We start from the raw sequence: 22379 nt of genomic DNA on the forward strand, positions 1-22379 counted from the left end.
GATCCTGGCTCCCGACAAGGTATTCACTCAGCCTGGTTCTATCCCTCCGAACGCCGCTTGGTCACGCCCCGGATTTACGGGCACGATAGGCGGCGACGTGCGCCCTGTTCCCACAGTTCCCGGTGTCGCAGTATCGCTTCGAACGATTGCGCGACAAATCCACGAAGACCGCTTCGCAGTCCGGGGCCTCGCACCATCGCAACCTCGAGAATTCGTCGGTTCGGATCAGATCGAGCACACCCATCGCCGCTTCTGCGGCCATCCGGTCCACCAGTGGCGAATCGTCAGCGGTGACGTGCAGGTGCCAGCCGAGATCATCGTGCCTGGTGAGCCGCGGCCTCGCGCCCGATTCGAGTAGCAGTGTGTTCACCACCTCGACGGCGTCGTCCACTCCCGCGGCTTCCCAGAACTTTCGCAGTCGTGGACGCAGCGCACGAACCGCCGTCAATTCCTCCGGTGTGCCGTCCCGCCTGCCGGTCCAGCGATCCGCGTCGAGAAACCGTGTCAGCTCCTCTTGATCCGGCAGCAGTTCGGCCCCGCCGCGGGCCGTGTTGACCAACGACGCGGCGAAGACGAGCGCCGATTCCGTGTCACCAGCAAAATGCACTTTGACTCCTGAGCCGTATCAACCTAATGTCAGCATCGTAATCGCTTTTACTCCTGACGGGTGACGACGTGAACTCTCGCAACGGCTTGATCTTCGCTCTGCTGTCCGCGGCAACGTTCGGCGTATCGGGCCCGTTCGCGAAATCTCTCATCGAATCAGGGTGGTCCCCCGGCGGCGCAGTGTTCGCGCGCGTTGCCGGCGGCGCACTGGTGATGATGGTGATCGCCGTAGCCACCCAATGGCCTCGCCTACGACAGGTGAGCACCCACACGCGAACGGTACTGCTGTACGGGGTGTTCGCGATCTCGGGCGTTCAACTGTGCTTCTTCAATGCCGTGCAACATCTTTCGGTCGGCGTCGCATTGCTTCTCGAGTACCTTGCACCGATCATCGTCATCGGGTGGGTGTGGATAACCAAGGGCGCGCGTCCGAGCGTGCAGACGCTTCTCGGTGCGGCGGTGGCCTTGATCGGCGCCGCCGTGGTGATCGACGTCTTCGGATCGGCAGAGATCAGTGCCGTCGGAGTCGCCTGGGGACTGGCCGCCGCGGCATGCCTTGCAGTCTATTTCGTCATTTCCGAACGTGCGGACGGTGATCTCCATCCTGTTGTGCTCGCGGCATCGGGGCTCACGGTCAGTGCAGTGGTCATCGGCGCGCTCGGACTCGTAGGCGTCCTCCCCCTCCAGTTCTCGGCCTCGAACGCCGTCGTGGCAGACCATTCGGCGAACGTGTGGCTGCCGGTGGTGGTCCTGGTCCTGGTCAGCACTGTCATTGCCTATCTCACCGGCATCGCCGCGATCACGCTGCTGGGGCCGACAATCGGGTCTCTGGTAGCGCTGACCGAAGTGCTGTGCGCGGTCGTCGCCGCGTGGATCCTGGTCGGGGAATCCGTCACCGCACTCCAAGCTGTAGGTGGCGCAGCAATCATCGCGGGGTTGGTCCTCGCGCGCCTCGGTCAGGTTGCACCGAAACAGATACCGGCCGACCCGATGACAAATGTCATGGCAGAAGAATGACGGACGGACGAGGGATCACGACCTCGAAGCGAGCAGATTCTATGTATGACCTCAACACAGGCACGGCATTCACCACAGGCACTGCACACACCCACTGAAGGATCGGCACACGACGCCGTCCGGTTGACCGGACTTCGCAAGAGTTTCGGAACCGTCGACGCCGTCAAAGGTATCGACCTGAGCATCCGCCCCGGCGAGATCGTCGCGTTCCTCGGCCCGAACGGCGCAGGCAAGACGACAACCATCGACATGATCCTCGGCCTGTCCCGGCCGACGTCAGGCGAGGTGAGCGTCTTCGGAATGTCACCTCGATCGGCGATTGCCCGCGGACTCGTCTCGGCAGTCATGCAGACCGGCGGACTACTGAAAGAGCTGACGGTTGCCGAGACTGTGCAGCTGACCGCCAGCCTGTACTCCCAATCCCGTCCGGTCGACGAAGTGCTGGGGAGAGCCGGAATCCTCGACATCTCCGATCGCCTGGTCAGCAAATGCTCAGGCGGACAACAACAGCGGTTGCGATTTGCGATGGCGTTGCTGTCGAACCCGCAATTGCTCATTCTCGACGAGCCCACCACCGGCATGGACGTCGAAGGGCGTCGGGACTTTTGGTCCGCCATCCGCGCCGACGCAGATCACGGTCGCACTGTGCTTTTTGCGACGCACTACCTCGAAGAGGCCGATGTCTACGCCGACCGCATCATCCTGGTCAGGCAAGGCACCGTGGTCGCAGACGGGACCACCGCCGAGGTCAAGGCGATGGCGTCCGGGCGCACCCTGCGCGCGACTGTTCCAGGCATCACCGACGAACTCCTGCGAGCCATACCGAACTCCGACGCCGTCGAGGTGCGCGGTGAGTCGCTGCTCGTGCACTCGGGCGACACCGATGCCGTTGCACGGTTCCTGTTGACCAATACGCAGGCTCGCGATCTCGAAATCGTCTCGCGTGGCCTCGAAGACGCATTCATCGCACTCACGTCGAACAACTCCGAAGGACAGAAGTGATGACCACTGCAACCGAAGCGAATACCTACGGAGCCGAGCGAACCGTCGTACCTCTCGGCGGATTCAACACGACGCTACTGCGACTGGAATTTCGTCGCCTGACTCGCAACCGGCGCACGATGATCTTCACGCTCGTCATGCCGGTTGTCTTCTTCCTCGTCTTCGGTCTCGGTCAAGGCGACGACGACCACGGGATCGGGCACGGCAATGTCGCCGCGTACATCATGATCAGCATGGCCCTGTACGGCGCGATGCTGGCCACCACCAGCGGCGGCGCGATGGTCTCGATCGAACGAGCGTCCGGGTGGAGCCGACAACTTCGGCTGACTCCCCTGACCCCGGTCGCCTACATCGCCGTCAAACTGATCATGGCGATGCTGCTCGGTCTCGTCTCGATTCTCGTGGTCTACGTCGTCGGCGCGTTCACCTCGGCGCAGATGGACGGATCACTCTGGTTCACAACGGCATTGATCGCCTGGCTGGGATCGTCGATCTTCGCGGCCTTCGGCCTGTTCATGGGGTACCTACTCCCCAGTGAGAACGTCATGCAGTTGCTCGGACCGGGACTGGCTCTGCTCGCATTCGGCGGCGGACTCTTCGTACCACTCACCGACGGTTCCGTATGGGCGACCATCGCACAGTTCACCCCGATGTTCGGCATCAACGCCCTCGCCCACGCACCGTTGACGGGCAATAGCATTCACTGGACCTGGATCGTCAATATCCTGGTGTGGTTCGCCATCTTCGCCGGCGGAGCGATCTGGCGGTTCCAACGAGATACGGAGCGTGTGTAGTTGTCGCAAACGACTGACCGAGAAGATTCCGTCGCGCTCCCGCGGCGGAATCGTTTCGGCGTTCTCTTCGCGGCGGTCTGGATGGTATTTCTCGGCGGGCCGCTGATCGAGGGATGGAATCTGCGCGACGAACTGCGCGGCTGGACAGGGATTCTCGCGACGGTCGCCTTCAGTGCGCTCTATCTCTACACGTTCGCCACAACGCAGCAGCGGCGTCGAATGACAATGACTCGGCCGACGATTCGCGAAGCTGCACTGGCTTTGGCCGCCTTGACCGCGTTGGCCGCCGTGATGATCGTGAGCGTCGGGCCGACAGGTTTGGCAGCAGCACCGTACCTCGCGGTGACAGCGGTGACACTGTTGCCGACCGTCGCCGGCGGCATTCTCGCCTTGGTGTTCGCGGCCTCCGTGGAGATAGTCAGCCTCTCGTCCGGATGGGGGAACTACTCCGGACTCTCACTCGGAGTCTGCGCGGCCGCGTTCGCGACCTGGGGAATCATGTCCCTGATCAGCCGCAACTTCGCCATACTCCACGAACGCGAAGAGCAGGAGCAGCGGGCAATCATGGAGGAGCGAACGAGGATGGCGCGGGATCTGCACGACATCCTCGGGCACTCGCTGACCGTCATCACGATCAAAGCCGAACTGGCCAATCGCCTACTCGATGTCGATATCGAACGTGCGCGCAACGAACTCGACGACCTCGAAAGGCTCTCTCGAGACGCGCTGGCGGACGTGCGCTCGGCCGTCGAAGGATTTCGTGGGATTTCTCTTCCCGTCGAGATAGCCCGAGCGCGAGAGGCATTGCGTGCGGCTGGTATCGAAGACGACGTGCCGAGCAGCACCGACATGGTTCCCACGCGTCTTCGGGAACTCTTTGCATGGACGATCCGTGAGGGCGTCACCAACGTCGTTCGACACAGCGGTGCGACCCACTGCCGGATCACGGTCGACGAAAATAGTGCGTCGGTCGTCGACGACGGACGAGGGGCCGAGTCGACGTCTTCCGGAAACGGTCTGATCGGATTGCGCGAGCGCGCCGGAGCGTCGGGCGCACGAGTGATCATCACTCATCCCCAGCCGCAGGGGTTTGCACTTCAGGTAGTCGAACAGGAGACAGAGTGAACAGCCAGGGCGATCGAGCAACCATACGGCTGCTCTTGGCGGACGATCAGGCGCTCGTGCGAGGAGCTTTGGCCGCGCTGCTCGATCTGGAATCCGACCTGTCCGTGGTGGCCGAGGTCGGTCGCGGCGACGAGGTGGTGTCCGCCGTTCTCGAACACCGCCCGGACGTCGCGCTTCTGGACGTCGAGATGCCCGGCATGGACGGAATCGCCGCGACGGCGGCCCTCCGCGAGGCAGCACCCGACACCCGGGTTCTGATCGTCACCACGTTCGGCCGTCCCGGATTTCTTCGTAAAGCCCTGCACGCCGGGGCCGGCGGGTTCGTCGTCAAGGACACCCCCGCCAGGCAGCTTGCCGACGCGGTCAGGCGTGTCCACGCCGGACTGCGCGTCGTCGATCCCACCCTTGCGGCCGACAGCCTCGTCAGCGGCGAGTCGCCCCTGACGGAGCGTGAGACCCAAGTACTGCGCGCCGCTCACGACGGCGCACCCGTGGCAGCCATCGCAGGGGCGCTCTTCTTGTCCGCAGGGACAGTTCGAAATCATCTGTCATCCGCGATGGGTAAGACGGGTGCGTCGACGCGCGCGGAAGCCGTCAGAATCGCCGAGTCGAACGGCTGGCTCTGATCCGCGCGTCTGGAATCGCCTTCCCCGGCAAATAGTTCGCCGTTCGATTCGTGATGGCGATTTGTCCAGATCACTCAAAGTAGGGACCTTCTACCCTAGGGATTTTCCCTGCAAACGACCGCTTCGCGAGAATCCGAAACAGCTAATCGTTCGATACCTGGCTATGATGCAGTTAATTGAACCGACGGAGCCTGTGCGTAGCGGGGGAAGGGACGTCTCATGTCGAACCAGTTCAACGATCGCTTGAACTCGCTGTTCGAGACTGCCGACTTTCACGTCACCAACGCGATGGTCGTTCGCGGCATGACCGAGTTCGGCTGCCGCATCTCGACGCCGTACCTGTCGCAACTGCGCACCGGCGTCCGAACCAATCCGTCACCCGAAGTGGTTGCCGCCCTCGCCCACTTCTTCAAGGTCCATCCGGACTACTTCTACGCCCCGTCCGATCACACTCCGCCCGCGATCTCAGGTGGCGAGGCAGACCTCTCCCTCCTCGAACAGCTGCACAACGTGCGCCTGCGGAACCTCACCTCCCGTGTCGTCGACCTCTCACCGTCTTCACAGGATCTGCTTGTCGAAATGGCGGAGAATCTACGTTCCTCCGAAAATCTTCCGCGCGTACCACCGGACTCGAATTCCTACATGTCACGCGCATAGCGCCCTTCGCCGACTCTCCTTGACTGCTCAGGGAGGGTTGGCCTTATGCTGGTCGATGCAGCTGGTTCGCCCGGCACGGTCATGAGGAGCCCCGAAGACCGGTCCCGGCGTCGAAGCTCCGTCAGCGCAAGCTGTCGGGGTGAGAGGGAACCCGGTGAAAATCCGGGACTGTCCCGCAGCGGTAAGCAGGAACGACCGCCGTTCATGTGCACTGGGCATCCGCCTGGGAAGCGACGGCCAGTAGGTTCGATCCAACTCGATCGAGTGCCCGCGAGTCCGAAGACCTGCCGACTGTGTCGGGCACGCCGTGCCCGACGGTCCACCGCCTCGTGGAATGGGCGTGTAGATCTCCATCGGACCTCGTGTGCGGTGCGGGCAGTGCTGCCCGCTGAAACTCGGGGTCTCGTGAGGTGTACCCGTCTGCCGGCAGTGGCCATCAGTGCATTGGCAATCTGGAGAAACTCCGTGACAACAACATTCACTTCGACCGTGCTGGGCTCACCGCGCATCGGTCCTCATCGAGAACTCAAGCGGGCAACCGAAAGCTACTGGGCAGGGCGCATCGACGCCGACGCCCTGCAGGCTGTCGCCCGTGACCTCCGTCGGCAGGGCTTGGCCGACCTCCGTGACCTGGGCCTCGACTCCGTCCCGGTCAATACCTTCTCCTTCTACGACCAGATGCTCGACACCGCAGTTCTTCTCGGCGCGCTGCCCGACCGCGTCGCGTCGGTCGCCGATCCGTTGGACCGCTACTTTGCCGCTGCCCGTGGGACGGACACCATCGCGCCGCTCGAAATGACGAAGTGGTTCGACACCAACTACCACTACCTGGTGCCGGAGATCTCGCCGTCCACCACGTTCGCACTCGACCCGTCCAAGGTCTTGTCCGAACTGGCAGAAGCACTTTCCGACGGCATTGCAGCCCGCCCGGTCGTCATCGGACCGGTCACCTTCCTGCTGCTCTCGAAGGCTGTCGGCACCGACGAGCCGCTGCTCTCGCGACTCGAAGAACTACTCCCCCTCTACGCGGATCTACTCGGTCGGCTCGCGAAGGCCGGTGCGAGCTGGGTTCAGCTCGACGAACCGGCCCTCGTGGGCGATCGCACCGACGAGGAAATCGAAGCGGCACGCGCTGCGTACGAACAGCTTTCAGCGCTGTCCGAGCGGCCGTCGATCCTGTTGGCGTCGTACTTCGGTTCGCTGCGTGAGGCGCTGCCCGCGCTTGCGTCCACCGGCGTCGAAGGATTTGCCGTCGACCTGGTGGCCGGTCAGGATTCGATCGGCTCCGTCCCCGAACTCGCCCGCAAACTGGTCGTCGCCGGCGTGGTCGACGGACGAAACATCTGGCGGTCGGATCTGGATTCGGCACTGAGCACGTTGGGTGCTCTGTTGGGCAGCGTGGATAATCTTGCCGTCTCCACATCGTGCTCCCTGCTGCACGTTCCGTACACTCTCGACGCAGAAGCCGATGTCGACAAGGCCCTGCGCTCGTGGCTCGCGTTCGGCACCGAGAAGGTCAAGGAAGTAGTAACTCTCGCAACCGCTCTCACACAGGGCCGGGAGTCGGTGGAAGACGAGTTCGCTCTGGCACGAGCGGCCGCGTCGACCCGCAAGGACGATCGCAGACTCAATGATGCGAGTGTTCGGGGACGCCTGGCCGCCGTGCTGAACTCGGCGACCGGTCGCGCGCCCGCCGCCGAACGTCGCGCTGCCCAGGACGAACTGCTTTCTCTGCCGCCGCTGCCCACGACGACAATCGGTTCGTACCCGCAAACCTCGAAGATCCGCATCGCTCGAGCAGCACTGCGCAAGGGCGAGATCGACGAAGCCGAGTACGTCAACCGTATGCGCGCCGAAATTTCCGAAGTTGTTGCGCTCCAGGAAAAGCTGGACCTGGACGTTCTTGTTCACGGTGAGCCGGAACGCAACGACATGGTCCAGTACTTCGCGGAGCAGTTGGACGGATTCTTCGCCACCGCCAACGGTTGGGTCCAGTCGTACGGCACCCGCTGCGTGCGTCCGCCGATTCTGTACGGCGACGTCTCCCGCCCGAAACAGATGACCGTCGACTGGATCACGTACGCGCAGTCCCTGACCGACAAGCCGGTCAAGGGCATGCTCACCGGACCCGTCACCATTCTGGCCTGGTCGTTCGTCCGCGACGACCAACCCCTCGTCGACTCGGCAAATCAAGTCGCACTGGCCATTCGAGACGAGACCGTCGACCTGCAGGCCGCCGGAATCGGAATCATCCAGGTTGACGAACCGGCTCTACGAGAACTACTCCCACTGCGCGCCGAGGATCAGCGTGCCTACCTGGACTGGTCGGTCGGCGCCTTCCGGTTGGCTACCTCGGGCGTCGCGGATTCCACCGCGATCCACACGCACCTGTGCTACTCCGAGTTCGGAGCGGTGATCGGCGCCATCGCCGGCCTCGACGCGGACGTCACGTCCATCGAGGCGGCGCGCTCACACATGGAGGTCCTCGACGATCTCAGTTCGGTCGGGTTCGACCTCGGCGTCGGCCCGGGTGTCTACGACATCCACTCGCCGCGGGTGCCGAGCGTCGACGAGATTGCCGAATCCCTGCGTGAGGCACTCAAAGCTGTTCCTGTCGAGCGGTTGTGGGTCAACCCGGACTGCGGTTTGAAGACCCGCGGTTCCGTCGAGGTCGAGGCGTCACTGCGTAACCTCGTCGAAGCCGCGAAGTTGGTACGAGCGGAGCTATAGGGGCAAAGCCCCTGTGCGCCTTTTTGGTAGTGGGCACTACCAAAAAGGCGCACGGGGGTCAGCTCAACCACGTATTGCCGAAGAGCAGAATCCCGTCCGCACTCGGGGTCACTCCGTGCACGTTCTCGCGCCACGGAATGAAGACCTTGCCGGAGTTGACCACGGCCATCGGCGCCGTCTCGTTGACCACGGTCTGAATATCGTCGATGACGGCTCGCCGCTCATCCTCGCCCGACGCTGTTTGCAGCTTGCCGAGCAACTCGTCCATCCGAGCGTTCTTGTAACCGAGGATGTTCGACGGCGATTCGCTGAACAGGTTGCCGTACATACGCACGAACGGTGACTCTTCCAGCACGTTGAACGCGAAGTAGGACACGTCGTAGTCATGCTTTGCGTACAGCATGGAAATCAGATCGTTGATGCTGGTTGCGTAGGTGATGTCGACCGTGAAACCCACTGCCTGCAAGAGCGACTGAAACGTCAGTGCGCTGCGCTGCGTCGCCGGATCGTTCATCCCGACGTACGTCAGTTTTCCGTCGTAACCGTCCGCCTTCGCCTCGGCGAGATACTTCTTGGCCGCCTCGGGGTCGAAGCCGTTCCCGGCCACCGATCCGTGCCACTGCGACCACGACGCGAACATGTCGGTGCCGGGTTCGCCGAAGCCGCCCTGAACTCGCTCGTTGAACGTATTCGGGTCCACCGCAGCGACAATCGCCTTACGCACGCGCTCGTCCTTCGCTGCCCGATCGTCGCGCTGATTGATTGCCAGAACTCCGGCCATGCTGGCCGAGTACACAAATCCGGGATCACCGGCTTCGAAAGCCTCGTGAATGAAGTCGGGAGACTTCAGATAGGCAACCTGGATTCCGTCGGTGTGCAATCCTTCCAGTTTGCTCTTCTCGTTGACGATTGCGGGAAAGCGCAACTTCTCGAGGTACGGCGCCCCGTCCCAGTACGTCGGACGGGCAGCGAGCACCAATTCGTCCTGGGAGGCGAACTTCTCGACGGTGAACGGGCCTGCCCCGATCGGGGTGAACGTGCCGGTAGCCATCGACGAGGGCGCGACGATCATGCCGGGACCGGTGGTGAACATGATCGGGAACTCGTCCCACGGCTGCGCCAATGTAAAGACGACCGTACTCGGATCCGGTGAATTCGTCTCGCGCACAGCGGTCTTCCATACCAGCGCGTGAGTTCCCTTCTTCTGCAGATAGTGATCGATGCTCCACAGGACTGCCGCACTGTCCATCGGAGTGCCGTCGCTGAAGGTGACGCCGTCGCGCAATTTCAGTGTCCACACCGTGTTGTCGCCGTTGGCCGACAAGGACTGCGCCAAGTGGGGGACGTATTCGCCCGCCGCCGTATCGAAGCGCATGAGAAGGTCGTAGATGGCTGCCATTTCGCTACCACCGGTAGCGCCGCCGTCCTGACGGTCAGCCGAATCGAGACTGCTGATCCCGTTGTAGGTGGCAAACGACACGGTGCCACCCGATCGCGGCTCTCCCCCGTTGTTCTGGTCACCGACAACTCCGACCGTCACATCCGATGCATCCGTGGTCGTACCTTGGCTGCTACCGGCGCACCCCGTCACCACCAGCGTCGCCGACGCCAGGACAACCATCCAGATTCGAGCGCGGACTCGGTACGAGCGCTTCATTGCGACTCACTTTCACAGTTCACGGATACGTCGATCCCTGGATCGGACACCCGACATATTTGTAAGTGAATTCTAGGTAAGGTCTCGTCCTGCGTCTTCGTTTTCACAAAGCCGAAGCGATAATTCGCGTTCATGACAGCAGAAACAAGAACTGAATTCTAGGTTGCAACCGTTCAGCGAATTACCAGTCCGATGACGTCTTCGACGTTCCGCTGGGCCTCTGCGAATCCGATCCGGCCACTGGTCCACAGCGCAAGGGCCGTCAACATCGTGCCGCCTATTGCCACGGCCGCAACCCTCGCCGTCTCGGCCAGGACGCCGTCCATCAACTCGAACAGCATTCTCCGATGTGCCGCTGCGCGCAGATCCAACGACTCGATCACGAACTGATCCGAGGACGAATGGAGTTCGATCTCCAACCGAGCGAAGTAGGGCCTACGCTCGAATGCCTTCATCTCGCGGCGATGAAGTGCCAGAACCCGCTCGTACGCGTTGTTCTCACCACCGTCTGCCCGCAACTTCTCAGGACGACGGACCGATTCGAGACCGCTCCACGCCGTCATCGCCGCAGCCAGAAGTTGCTGTTTGGTCGGAAAGTAGCGATACAGCGTTCCGAGTGCGACGCCTGAACGCTCCGAGACGTCTTTCATCTGGATTCGATCCGACGGCATCTCGGCCAGCATCTCGACCACCGCCGTGGTCAGTCGTCCTCTCCGCTCGAGTTGCCCCACCGACATGAGGTCGACGTCCAAGGGAAACTCGTCGCTGCGCGCAGTCACGCGCGTCACGATAGTTCAGAATCCTGACCGCAGTGCCGGGTTGCGAAGTTTCATCGTAACCCCGAGATCTAATACACGGATTAATCAACTGCAGATCGCGCTAGGGTTAGTCCATGACTGACCGGACAACCGATGACCAGCCAACCGTCGGCGTGCTGAACTTCTGGTCGTTCATCGAACTGGCCAACAAGCGACTGGCCACCGAACACGGCTTTCGCGACCAGCTGGCCACCGAGGTACTACTGACACTCAATCGGGCTTCCAACGTGGTCACCTACGATCTCGAGTCGTCGATCCACCGCCCTCGCGGCTGGTCATGGTCCTCCTTCAGGCTGTTGTTCGTCACCTGGCTGGCCGGTCCGATCGAGCCGAAGGCTGCCGCCGAGCTCACCGGCATGAGTAGGGCAGCGGTCTCCAATCTGTCCAAGTCGCTGCTGGCAGACGGATTGATCGATCGTCGGCCCACCGAGAACGACGGCCGTTCCGTCCAGCTGTACCTGACCGCCAAGGGCCGAGAAGCCATGGTCGAAGCCTTTCGCGAGCAGAACGAACGCGAACACGCCTGGGTAAGCGTCCTGAGCGAGGCCGAACAGCGAATTCTTGTCATGCTCCTGGACAAACTGATCACCAACCGCAGCCAGTTCGACGTACGCGGACGTAACTGACATAGACCCGAACCCCTTGGAGGGTTGCGATCATCACATCATTTTAGTTAATGTGTTTACTATCTGGTGGAGGTGAGCCAGGCAGAACAGCACAGAAGGAGCCCCGTCATGGCGTTCTATCGACAACTCGGCAACATCCCACCGAAGCGTCACACCCAACACCGTGACGAGTCCGGCAACCTCTACTACGAAGAGCTGATGGGAGAGGAAGGTTTCTCCTCGGATTCTTCGTTGCTGTACCACCGCGAGATCCCGTCGGCCATCGTCGACGCAACGGTCTGGGAACTGCGCGATCAGAGCACAACCCCCAACCATCCCCTCAAACCGCGCCATCTGAAACTCCACACGCTGTTTCCCGAAAGCACCTGGAACGAGACCGACGTGGTAACCGGCCGTCGTCTCATCCTCGGAAATGCCGACGTGCGATTGTCCTACGTCGTTGCGGCAGCGCCATCTCCCCTGTATCGCAACGCAATCGGCGACGAGATGGTCTACATCGAATCTGGCGAGGCGACCGTCGAGACCGTCTTCGGTGCACTCGAGGCCAGTGAAGGTGACTACGTCCTGATCCCGATGTCCACAACGCATCGATGGATCCCCAAGGGTGACAAGCCACTTCGTGCCTACGCCATCGAGGCGAACAGTCACATCGTCCCGCCCAAGCGCTATCTTTCCCGCTTCGGCCAGCTGCTCGAGAACGCACCGTTCTGTGAACGAGACCTGCACGGACCGATCGCGCCCATGATCGCCGAAGGAACCGACGTCGAAGTACTGGTCAAGCACCGAACGTCGGCGGGCATCGTCGGCACCCGAATGGTTTATCCCACGCACCCTTTCGATGTCGTCGGCTGGGACGGCTGCCTGTACCCGTACACCTTCAACATCTCCGACTACGAGCCGATCACGGGCCGTGTTCACCAACCGCCGCCGGCCCACCAGGCGTTCGAGGGAAACAACTTCGTGATCTGCAACTTCGTTCCGCGCAAGGTCGACTACCACCCCCTGTCGATCCCGGTGCCGTACTACCACTCGAACGTCGACTCGGACGAGATCATGTTCTACTGCGGCGGTGACTACGAGGCGCGCAAGGGTTCCGGCATCGGTCAGGGTTCGATATCGATTCATCCCGGCGGCCACGCCCACGGACCACAACCCGGCGCCTACGAGCGGAGCATCGGCGCCGAGTTCTTCGACGAGCTCGCCGTGATGGTCGATACGTTCCGGCCCCTCGAATTGGGTGAGGGAGCCCTTGCCTGCGAGGACGAAGCGTACGCCTGGAGTTGGGCAGGGCGGGGGCCTAGGCAATGACGATCATCTCCCCACTCCTGCGTGGCCTGTGCGACGACGCAGCACTCTTCCCACCCGGCAATGCTCCTCTCGCCGAGGCAATTCCGGCCCACGCCGCCTACCTGCAGGCGGATTACGACGCACTGGTCGGGCCTTTCGTTTTTCCCGCGCCGCGACTGAGCGAACTGGCTGCGTACGTTTCAGCGGACAGCCCGGTGACGCTGAGCCTGACCGTGCCGGCCGGCCCATCCGATACGGCGGCCGCACTCTCGAACGCGCTCGCCATCCCTGGTGTTCACGTCGCCGCCGTCGAGGTGGGAATTCCTGACGGGTTGGACGCCGATGCGGCCTTCGAGGAACTCTCTCGTGTCCATGCCGCTCATCCCGACGTCGACATTTTTGTCGAGGTGCCTCGAGGTGATCGGCGCGCGGGCTATCTCACAGCTCTCGAAACTGCCGGGCATTCCGCAAAGTTTCGCACCGGCGGGATTGTCGCCGAGGCGTACCCGAACGAGGAAGAGCTCGCCGATGCGGTGATATCCGTTGTCCGAGCGAATATCCCGTTCAAGGCGACTGCGGGACTGCACCACGGTGTGCGCAACACCGATCCGGAAACAGGCTTCGAGCAACACGGCTTCCTCAACATCATGGTGGCCGTCGACGCGGCGAGGCGGGGCGCCGATCGTTCGGAAATTGTTGCTGCACTGTCTCAGCGCGATGGAAAATCGATCGCGCAAGCCCTGGCCGACCTCACCGAGGACGAGGCCGGCGAGGTGCGTCGCCGATTCCTCTCGTTCGGTACCTGCAGCATCTCGGACCCTCTGACCGAGCTGGAAGGCCTCGGGTTGATCGTCCGCTCCGACAAAACCGAAGGAACTCTCGTATGACTGTCACGACCATCGACATTCCCGCCGACTCACTGTTCGGTCTCGACAATCTGCCGTACGGGGTCTTCTCCCCCGCGGGAGGGTTACCGCGTGTCGGTGTGCGCGTCGCCGAATCGGTGGTCGATCTCGCAGCGACACTAGGTGATTCCGTCTTCTCCGAACCGACTCTGAACGCGTTCATGGCTCAGGGACGAGATCAGTGGGTATCGGTGCGAAACCGGATCACGGAGCTCGTGACTAGCGAAATAGACTCGAATGCAGTGTTTTCCGTTGATTCGGTGACAATGCATTTGCCGATCGCAGTGGCCGATTACGTCGACTTCTATGCCTCGGAGAATCACGCAACCAACCTCGGGCGGTTGTTCCGCCCGGACGCAGCCCCCTTGATGCCGAACTGGAAGCATCTTCCCGTCGGATACCACGGGCGCTCGAGCACCATCGTCGTCTCCGGCACCGACATCGTTCGTCCCTGCGGACAGCGGAAGGCACCCGATCAGGAAAGCCCGGACTTCGGACCGTCCCGGCGCCTCGACATCGAAGCCGAGATGGGGTTCATCGTCGGAACTCCCTCGAAGATGGGCGATTCCATCACCCCGGACGAATTTGCCGAGTACGTCTTCGGCGCCGTGGTCGTGAACGACTGGTCTGCCCGAGACATCCAGGCGTGGGAGTACGTGCCCCTCGGTCCGAACCTGGGGAAGAGTTTCGCGACCTCCATCTCACCGTGGGTCGTACCCTTGCTCGCTCTCGAAGCAGCCCGAATCGACACTCCGGTGCAGGATCCCGAACCGCTTTCCTATCTGCGTGGTGAAGAGAAGTGGGGGCTGGACATCGACCTGGCCGTCGAATGGAACGGTCACGTCGTCTCCCGGCCGCCCTACGCCCAGATGTACTGGTCGCCTGCGCAGATGCTCGCGCACACCACCATCAACGGCGCAGCAGCGAGCACCGGCGATCTCTTCGCGTCCGGAACCATTTCCGGACCGGACAAAGATCAGCGCGGCGCCTTCATCGAGCTGACGTGGGGCGGCAAGGAACCCGTAGCTGTGGGCTCCGAGACCCGTACCTTTCTCGAAGACGGCGACACCATCGCCATCTCAGCCACCGCTCCCGGCGTCGGCGGATCACGAATCGGCTTCGGGGATGTTCACGCTCGGATCCTGCCTGCAACGCAAACCGAAAGATAGTGATTGACAACTGTTTGATTCACGCTGATCTGATGTCCGGAATTCCTTGCCTCAAAATTCTCCGAAGATAAGCTGGACTAACCATCCAGAGCGATCGAGAGTCCTGGCTCCGTGACGTCGCAGCAACCCCCTCTGCTGAGGTGCGGGTGCTTTCTGCCAGGTCCGATGGAGGACTCGTGCCAGGCGATCGACCCCGTACCTCAGTGGGGACAGCAGCTGTCATCGTGATCGTGGGCGGTGGACCCCGCGGGACCGGCGTACTCGAGCGGATCCTCGCTCACGAATCGGTGAACGCCGATCCCACACCGATCGACATTCACGTTGTCGACCCGTATCCGGCAGGTGCCGGCCGTATTTGGCGAGGCAGCCAGGCGCCGCTTCTGTGGATGAATTCGACAACAGCGGACGTCACGATGTTCACCGACGAGACCACCGCCGTGATCGGCCCGGTGCTGCCGGGTCCGACCCTCGCGGAATGGGTCGCCGAGCGCTCGGCTGAGCTTGCCGAATTCCCCGAAATCGCAGCAGAAGTTCCGACGCTCACCCCGTCGTCGTTTGCATCGAGGTCACTGCAGAGCCGATACCTGAACTGGGTGTTCGAGACTGCAGTCGACTCCGCGCCAGCGCACGTCGACGTTCGAGTTCATCGACGATCCGTGGTCGACATCGTGAACGTCGGCGAGACACAGACAGTTCATCTGGACGACGGAGCTGTCATCGACGCGACGACCGTCCTTCTCGCACAAGGGCACCCCGATGCGTTGCCTGCCCCACGCGAAACCGCGCTGACCAGCTTCGCGTCCGATCACGGGTTGACGTATGTGGGTCCGGGCTACACTGCCGATCTCGACGCCGATGTCATTCCCGAAGGCGAACCGGTTCTGATCGCCGGACTCGGGCTGGCTTTCATCGACTGGATGGTTCTCCTCGCCGAGAGCCGTGGCGGCATCTTCGAACGCGGTGAAGACGGCGTCCTCACTTACGCTCCCTCGGGTCGGGAACCCCTGTTGTATGCCGGATCTCGTCGCGGAGTGCCGTATCATTCCAAGATTTCGTACTCGATCGCTGACGCGCGGCCACCGCTACCGCGGTTCTTCACCGCTGATCTCGTTCCCGGCGACGGACCGTTGGATTTCCGAAACGACATCTGGCCCTTGGCGTCGAAAGAACTGGCAGGCGCCCACTATTACGAGCTGTTTGCATCTCACCCGGATCGGACAGTGGGCACCTGGGAGGAGTTCGACGCCGAATTCGCCTCGCTGGCTTGGGGATCGCCTCGATTGCAGGAACTGGTCGAGAACGCAGTCCCGAAGCCGGAAGACCGTATCGATCTCGAGCGGCTGAACCGCCCACTCGGCGGTGAGCGCTACGACGGGCTTGCCGAGGTCCAGTCCCGGATCACCGAATACATCTCGGCGGATGTCGCGCGGAGGTCGGACCCGTATTTCAGCGCCGACGCGGCTGTCTTCTCAGCGCTGCTGTCGACGTACATGACCGTCGGAGAATTGTTGCGGCGCGGCAGAATCCCGGCCGAATCCGTCGCCAAGGACGTCGAGGGTTGGCTTCATTCGTTCTTCAGCTTCATCGCCAGTGGTCCGCCGCCCGAGCGTTTGGAACAGTTGATCGCCCTCAACGAGGCGGGCATCGTCCAATTCCTCGGGCCGGATTCAGCGTTCTCCACCGAGATCGACCCGGCAACGGGGGCTGGGATCTTTGTCGCTCGCAGTGCGTCGCACACCGACATCGTGGCCGCGAACACCCTCGTCGAAGCACGCTTGCCGGTTGCTTCCATCAGCGCGAGCGGTGACTTGCTCCTGCGGACGCTTCACCGTCGGGGCGAGGCAGTCGAACTTCGTGCGACCGTGGACAGTTCGGCGAAGCTCGCCGTCGACGGTACTTCACGAATTCTCGACCAGAACAACACTGCTCATCCCCGCCGCTTCGCCGCAGGGCCGTGGGTTGCAGGCCATAACTGGTCGGCGGCTTTCCCTCGTCCCCGTACCAATGCAGGGTTCTTCCGGCATAACGATGCCCTGGCGGCGGAGATTTTGGGTGCTACGCGCCTGTGAGCGGTTAGGGAGTCCTGGGACTCCCTAACCGCTCACAGGGGGCTGTGCCCCTAGCTGAACACCAACTCACCCTCGTCAACCGCGACGGTGATACTGCCGCCCTCTTCGAGGAGATCGTCGAGCAGCATGTCGGCGATCTTGTCGTCGACCACACGCTGAATCGAACGACGCAACGGGCGAGCCCCGAACTCGGGTTGATGCCCGTGCTCGGCGATCCAGTCCACCGCGTCGGCAGTGAACTCGATCTCGATGCCCTTGGACTGCAGCCGCTTCCGGCTGTCGTCGAGCAGCAGATCAGTAATCCGGTGCAGTTGCTCGGTGTCGAGCTTGCAGAAGATCACGATCTCGTCGATACGGTTGAGGAACTCCGGCCGCATCGATTCGCGCAACCTGGCCATCACGCGGTCGCGCAGTGGCTTCTCCGCCGACTCTGCGTCACCCGTGGTGAAGCCGAGTCCACCGGACTTGCTCGAGATGATGTCCGAGCCGAGGTTGCTGGTCATGATCACGACGGTGTTCTTGAAGTCCACCGTCCGACCCTGACCGTCGGTCAGACGGCCGTCGTCGAGCACCTGGAGCAAGGTGTTGAACACGTCCGGGTGTGCCTTCTCGATCTCGTCGAGCAGGATCACCGAGTACGGGTTACGACGCACCTGTTCCGTGAGCTGTCCGGCCTCGCCGTAGCCGACGTATCCGGGAGGAGCACCGACCAATCGGCTGACCGTGTGCCTCTCACCGAACTCACTCATGTCGAAGCGCAGCATCTTGTTCTCGTCTCCGAAGAGTGTGGCAGCCAGAGCTTTTGCGAGCTCCGTCTTGCCGACGCCAGTGGGTCCGAGGAACAGGAAGCTACCGACGGGACGATCCGGATCGCTCATACCGGTACGGCTACGACGCACGGCACGCGCGATTGCGCGAACGGCGTCATCTTGCCCGATGACACGACCGTGCAGTTCCTCTTCCAGACGGCGCAGGCGATCTTTCTCTGCCTGAGTCATCTGGCTTGCCGGAATACCCGTTGCGCGAGCGACAACTTCGGCGATTTGTTCAGCGGTCACGTCCGGCGTTTCCTCGGAAGGAACCGAGGATCCTGCCTTCTCGAGACGCTTTGCGACGCCGTTGATCTCGTCACGCAGGGTCGACGCCTTCTCATACAACTCGTCGGCGACGGCTTTTTCCTTGTCGCTCTCGAGCTGCTCGAGACGCTGCTGCAGCGCAGCGGTGTCTACCGTGGCCGTCTTCAAGCGAAGCCTGGCGCCGGCCTGATCGATCAGGTCGATTGCCTTGTCCGGCAAGAACCTGTCGCCGATGTAACGTGCCGACAGCTCCACCGCAGCGGTGATCGCCTCGTCGGTGTAGTGCACCTTGTGGTGATCCTCGTACCGACTGCGCAGTCCGCTCAAGATCGCGATTGCGTCCTCGATCGACGGCTCTCCGACCTGTACGGGCTGGAAGCGCCGCTCGAGCGCGGGATCCTTCTCGATGTTCTTGCGGTATTCGTCGAGCGTGGTGGCGCCGACGATGTGCAGTTCACCGCGAGCGAGCTTGGGCTTGAGGATGTTTCCGGCGTCCATCGCACCGTCTGCGCCGCCTCCGGCACCGGCGATGGTGTGCATCTCGTCGATGAAGACGATCAGCTCGTCCTTGTGTGCGGTGATCTCGTCGATCACCTTGGTCAGCCGTTCCTCGAAGTCACCGCGGTAACGGGTACCCGAGACCATGCTCGAGAGTTCGAGCTGGACGATCTTCTTGCCCACCAACGATTCCGGGACATCCCCGTCGACGATGCGCTGGGCGAGACCTTCGACGATGGCAGTCTTGCCGACGCCGGCCTCACCCACCAGGACCGGGTTGTTCTTGGTGCGGCGGGAGAGGATCTCGATGGTCTGTTCGATCTCGTCGGCGCGGCCGATCACCGGATCGACGCCGCCGTTGCGGGCGCGATCGGTGAGATCGATGCCGTACTTGTCGAGCGTCGGTGTGGTGGACTCGTCTTCGACTGGACCGGCTGCGGGATTCTGAACCGCTGCCTGCAGCTTCTCCGGCGTGATGCCGGCCGAAGCGAGCAGACGACCCGGAACATGATCGGGGTCACCGGCCAGGGCGATGAAGAGATGTTCGGGGTCGATGTATGTCGATCCCAGGGCTCGGGCCAGTTGATGAGCCTCGAGTAGAGCGGTTTTCACGGCACTGCTGAGCGCAGGAGCAGAGTAGGCCCCCTGCTCACGGCCTTGTGGCAGCCGCAGGTCGACGGCGTCGACCACGGATTTCGGGTCGGCTCCGGCGCGCTGCATGAGCGTGCGGACCGGATCCTGCTCCGCCATGACGCGGAGAACGTGCAGTGCATCGAGATCCGAATCACCGCGAGCAGCCGCTACACGTGCAGCGTCAGCCATGAGTTGCTGGGTGGCCCTGCTCATGAGCCGGGAAATATCGATGCGACCGGGACCCTCGGGCCCGAAGAATGCTGGCATTCCGAAGCCTCCTTGCAGAAAGTTGAGCGTTACTGACTCAATTAACGTGCATGGGGCTCGATCAATTCCCGCGGCCTCAGATTTGTTTCAACACCTTCGGGCCACAGATCGTTCTCAACTACCGAAGGATCCGGTAGATCGACCGACCGGGTACGCCTCGACGTGCATGATCACCGATCCCTCGCAGGGACCACTCGCGATGTCGGTACGCCACGAACCTTTCAGACTGCCATCGGGCTGAGGTGTGTAATACGCCTCGGAGTGCGCCGGTGCCCACACCTTGGGCACGCCTTCCCCCTGGTAGCAATCCCACTCCCAGTCATAGGGGTGCACCCAACTGGTTCCGTCCCAGGTGTATCGCGCAGGCTGCGGCAACGTCGGATTGGCGGGAGCCGGACCGCCGACCACTGTGGCGATACAGACTCCGCTCGAGCAATCCGTCTCGAACGTGTATGTATCGGAGAAATCCGGCTCCCACTGGCTGGCGGCCAGACTTGTGCCCGTCTTGGTCGCGGCAAAACGCTTGAGCGAGTAATCACCGGACCAATTCGCATCCGCAGCCCCCGCGGGCATCGCTCCGGCGACAAACCACGTAGCAACGAGAGCAACCACCAACAATGACTTCCGCATGCGTGAAGTGAATCACAAGCTATGTCCGAATTGTCGGATACTGACCACAAGAACACCGACGACGATCAGCACCAGCGAAACCAACGGCAACGCTCCCGCACCCCTGTCCGCCAAGATCAGCCCGCCTACGACGCCGCCCGCTGCGATCGCCGAATTGAAGATCGTCACGAAAACCGATTGCGCAGTGTCCACAGCGTCGCCCGTCGTATCCGCGAGCGCCGTCTGAAGGAGAGTGGGAGCGCCTCCGAATGCCACACCCCACGCCGCAACGCTGAGTGCGATCACAGCGAAGCTGTCACCGCCGACGCCCAACGCCGTCAAAGCTGCGGCAAAGACCACCAAGCTCAGCACGGTGAGACTTCGAAGGGCCCGGTCGACAAACACCCCGACCACACCGATGCCCACGAAGGCGAAAAGTCCGAACACGAACAAGACGATTCCCAACCGATCGCCGAAACCGATGCGATCCAGAAACGCCGCCAGATACGTGTACACGATGTTGTGCGCGAGGATCCACAAGAACGCGACAAACAGAATCGGTCGTACGCCAGGCAGGACCAGGACTTTCCGCACCGGCAGCTGCCGATCCGCTTGTTGCCCGGGAAAGTCCGGCATCACCGTGAGTATCCACGCGACCAGAAGTAGCGCAGCAACCGACATCACGGCGAAGACGACGCGCCAATCGGCCAGGGTCCCGAGCCACGCCCCCATCGGAACGCCGATTGCCAACGCGATCGGCTGTCCGACGGAGGCAACCGCAACGGCCCGCCCCTGCAGGTGAGGGGGCGACATCCTGCGTGCGTACCCGGCAAGCAACCCCCACACCACACCTGCCGCCATACCGGCCAGAAACCGAACACCCAAGGTGAGAACAAGATTCGACGAAAGCGCTGTCACCAGATTGAAGACACCGAACCCCAGAATCGCCGACACCAGGACAGCACGCCGTCGCAATCCTCGGGTCAATGCGATCAGTGGTACCGCCCCGACGACGGAACCCAATGCGTATGCGGTGACCAATTGCCCTGCGCCGGAGACTGATACGGACAACCCTGACCCGATCTGCACCAGTAGTCCGGCCGGCATGGTTTCGGTTGTGATCGCTATGAAGCCTGCCATTGCGAGTGCCGACAACCCGGCCAGCGGTAGTGTCCGGACGGAATCGGTCTCCGCCAGTGCCGAAGTCGCCGTCCCGTCCGAGTTCGAGCTCACCTCGTCGGTGTTTCGGGACTGCCTTCACCCGACTGGCCGGAACGGACCAGTTCTGCAATAGACGCCCAGTCCATCTCGCCCTGACCGTTCGCCAGAGCCTGAGCGAGCACGCCTCGAAGTACGCCACCGAACGGCAAATCCAGATCGACGCTGTCGGCGGCGTCGAGCGCAAGCCTCAAATCCTTGAGGCCCAGAGCTGTGGTGAATCCTGCAGGCTCGTACTGACGCGTCGCGACGAGGTTTCCGTAGCTGGAGTAGACCGGCCCCGGGAAGATCGTCGAGGTCAGCAGTTCTACGAGTTGGCTTCCGTCTACACCTGACCTCTCCCCCAATGTGATTGCCTCGCCCAAGGATTGAATCGCGGCGAGGATGAGGTAATTGCCGATGATCTTGACGATGTTGGCCTGCTCCGGACGCTCACCTTGTGGCCACGTGCGAGCACCGATGACGTCGAGGAAGGGTTGCACTCGCTCGAGGAGGGAACTGTCGCCGGCGGCGATGATGTTCAACTGGCCAGCCTGAGCAACAGAAACGCGTCCGAACACCGGCGCCGCGATGTACCCGATGCCGTACTCGGCGTGCAGTGCGGCGGCGCGCTTGGCAAGGTCGACGCTGACGGTGGCCATGTTGACGTGCACGGTTCCACTCGGAACGGATGCGAGGACGGCGGGATCCAGAATGGCCGAAGACACGGCCGAATCATCTGCCAACATCGACAGCACAACACCGGACTGGAATGCCTCGGCAACGGTTTTCGCGCCGATCGCCCCTTCCTCGACCAGTTCGGCTACCGCTTCAGGGCTGCGATTCCACACCGTCACGTCGAAGCCTGCGCCCAGTAGATTTCGAGCGATGGGACGACCCATCGCGCCCAAGCCGACCACGGAAACAGAAGTCATGGATTTCCCTCTCGAAAGTGCTGAACCATCTAAGACGGTTCAAGACTCTCACACGGGTACAGTTGCTGTCGAACCG

The 22379-nt window shown here is 62.3% G+C and carries 19 protein-coding genes and 2 riboswitches; of the genes, 12 read left to right on the plus strand and 7 right to left on the minus strand.

All coding sequences use genetic code 11. The features are described from left to right. Positions 1–61: 61 nt before the first annotated feature. Complete coding sequence (locus PCS43_RS16015; RefSeq protein WP_003939872.1) at positions 62–607, minus strand: CGNR zinc finger domain-containing protein; 546 nt, start codon at positions 605–607, stop codon at positions 62–64. Positions 608–675: 68 nt separating this feature from the next. Between PCS43_RS16015 and PCS43_RS16020 the strand changes: the two genes are divergently transcribed. From PCS43_RS16020 to metE, 7 genes are all read left to right on the plus strand, one after another. Continuing rightward, on the plus strand, positions 676–1623 hold the full coding sequence (locus tag PCS43_RS16020) for an EamA family transporter (RefSeq protein WP_209909687.1): 948 nt from the start codon (positions 676–678) through the stop codon (positions 1621–1623). Positions 1624–1668: 45 nt separating this feature from the next. Next, the gene (locus PCS43_RS16025) at positions 1669–2625 is read left to right on the plus strand and encodes an ABC transporter ATP-binding protein (protein ID WP_161120121.1); all 957 of its coding nucleotides are present in this window, start codon (positions 1669–1671) and stop codon (positions 2623–2625) included. Beyond that, positions 2625–3419: an ABC transporter permease gene (locus PCS43_RS16030; protein ID WP_019745005.1), complete on the plus strand. Its 795-nt coding sequence runs from the start codon at positions 2625–2627 to the stop codon at positions 3417–3419. Before PCS43_RS16025 ends, PCS43_RS16030 begins: the two co-directional genes overlap by 1 nt. Then, positions 3420–4544, plus strand: a complete 1125-nt coding sequence (locus tag PCS43_RS16035; RefSeq protein ID WP_042451298.1) for a sensor histidine kinase — start codon at positions 3420–3422, stop codon at positions 4542–4544. Then, positions 4541–5170 (plus strand): response regulator transcription factor, encoded by a 630-nt coding sequence (locus PCS43_RS16040; protein WP_003940330.1) that lies wholly within the window; start codon positions 4541–4543, stop codon positions 5168–5170. Before PCS43_RS16035 ends, PCS43_RS16040 begins: the two co-directional genes overlap by 4 nt. 219 nt (positions 5171–5389) lie before the next feature. Then, positions 5390–5827 (plus strand): helix-turn-helix domain-containing protein, encoded by a 438-nt coding sequence (locus PCS43_RS16045; RefSeq protein WP_003940179.1) that lies wholly within the window; start codon positions 5390–5392, stop codon positions 5825–5827. An 81-nt stretch (positions 5828–5908) separates the two neighbouring features. Continuing rightward, positions 5909–6133, plus strand: a riboswitch (cobalamin riboswitch). Between the two features lie 159 nt (positions 6134–6292). After that, entirely contained in the window at positions 6293–8557 is a 2265-nt protein-coding gene (gene metE, locus PCS43_RS16050; RefSeq protein ID WP_039973353.1) for a 5-methyltetrahydropteroyltriglutamate--homocysteine S-methyltransferase, read from the plus strand. A 58-nt stretch (positions 8558–8615) separates the two neighbouring features. Here metE and PCS43_RS16055 read toward each other — a convergent pair whose 3' ends face one another. Both PCS43_RS16055 and PCS43_RS16060 read right to left on the minus strand, forming a co-directional pair. Continuing rightward, on the minus strand, positions 8616–10214 hold the full coding sequence (locus PCS43_RS16055; protein WP_209909689.1) for an ABC transporter substrate-binding protein: 1599 nt from the start codon (positions 10212–10214) through the stop codon (positions 8616–8618). A gap of 173 nt (positions 10215–10387) precedes the next feature. After that, positions 10388–11002 (minus strand): TetR/AcrR family transcriptional regulator, encoded by a 615-nt coding sequence (locus PCS43_RS16060; RefSeq protein ID WP_209909692.1) that lies wholly within the window; start codon positions 11000–11002, stop codon positions 10388–10390. A gap of 104 nt (positions 11003–11106) precedes the next feature. On the opposite strand from PCS43_RS16060, the gene PCS43_RS16065 reads away from it, so the two are divergent. From PCS43_RS16065 to PCS43_RS16085, 5 genes are all read left to right on the plus strand, one after another. Continuing rightward, positions 11107–11658: a MarR family winged helix-turn-helix transcriptional regulator gene (locus PCS43_RS16065; RefSeq protein ID WP_007733603.1), complete on the plus strand. Its 552-nt coding sequence runs from the start codon at positions 11107–11109 to the stop codon at positions 11656–11658. Positions 11659–11766: 108 nt separating this feature from the next. Further along, positions 11767–12966 (plus strand): homogentisate 1,2-dioxygenase, encoded by a 1200-nt coding sequence (locus tag PCS43_RS16070; RefSeq protein ID WP_030535304.1) that lies wholly within the window; start codon positions 11767–11769, stop codon positions 12964–12966. Further along, on the plus strand, positions 12963–13832 hold the full coding sequence (locus tag PCS43_RS16075) for a hypothetical protein (RefSeq protein ID WP_158170086.1): 870 nt from the start codon (positions 12963–12965) through the stop codon (positions 13830–13832). The genes PCS43_RS16070 and PCS43_RS16075 overlap by 4 nt, the downstream gene beginning before the upstream one ends. Next, positions 13829–15019, plus strand: coding sequence for a fumarylacetoacetase (gene fahA, locus PCS43_RS16080; RefSeq protein WP_003940530.1), 1191 nt, complete (start codon positions 13829–13831; stop codon positions 15017–15019). The genes PCS43_RS16075 and fahA overlap by 4 nt, the downstream gene beginning before the upstream one ends. A gap of 78 nt (positions 15020–15097) precedes the next feature. After that, positions 15098–15191: riboswitch (SAM riboswitch) on the plus strand. A 4-nt stretch (positions 15192–15195) separates the two neighbouring features. Then, entirely contained in the window at positions 15196–17088 is a 1893-nt protein-coding gene (locus PCS43_RS16085; RefSeq protein WP_270923067.1) for an FAD/NAD(P)-binding protein, read from the plus strand. Between the two features lie 50 nt (positions 17089–17138). Here the strand turns inward: PCS43_RS16085 and PCS43_RS16090 are convergent, their stop codons facing one another. The 4 genes from PCS43_RS16090 to PCS43_RS16105 all read right to left on the minus strand — a co-directional run bounded on the left by PCS43_RS16090 (position 17139) and on the right by PCS43_RS16105 (position 22303). After that, positions 17139–19562 carry an ATP-dependent Clp protease ATP-binding subunit gene (locus PCS43_RS16090; protein WP_270923068.1) on the minus strand — a complete coding sequence of 808 codons (2424 nt, stop codon included), beginning with the start codon at positions 19560–19562 and terminating at the stop codon, positions 17139–17141. A 114-nt stretch (positions 19563–19676) separates the two neighbouring features. Then, complete coding sequence (locus PCS43_RS16095; RefSeq protein ID WP_019745018.1) at positions 19677–20192, minus strand: hypothetical protein; 516 nt, start codon at positions 20190–20192, stop codon at positions 19677–19679. A gap of 12 nt (positions 20193–20204) precedes the next feature. Beyond that, positions 20205–21404, minus strand: a complete 1200-nt coding sequence (locus tag PCS43_RS16100; protein ID WP_134931752.1) for an MFS transporter — start codon at positions 21402–21404, stop codon at positions 20205–20207. Further along, positions 21401–22303, minus strand: a complete 903-nt coding sequence (locus PCS43_RS16105) for an NAD(P)-dependent oxidoreductase (protein WP_003939725.1) — start codon at positions 22301–22303, stop codon at positions 21401–21403. Before PCS43_RS16105 ends, PCS43_RS16100 begins: the two co-directional genes overlap by 4 nt. Positions 22304–22379: the final 76 nt, after the last annotated feature.

This window comes from Rhodococcus sp. C-2 (genome assembly GCF_027854095.1).
GTDB lineage: Bacteria > Actinomycetota > Actinomycetes > Mycobacteriales > Mycobacteriaceae > Rhodococcus_F > Rhodococcus_F qingshengii.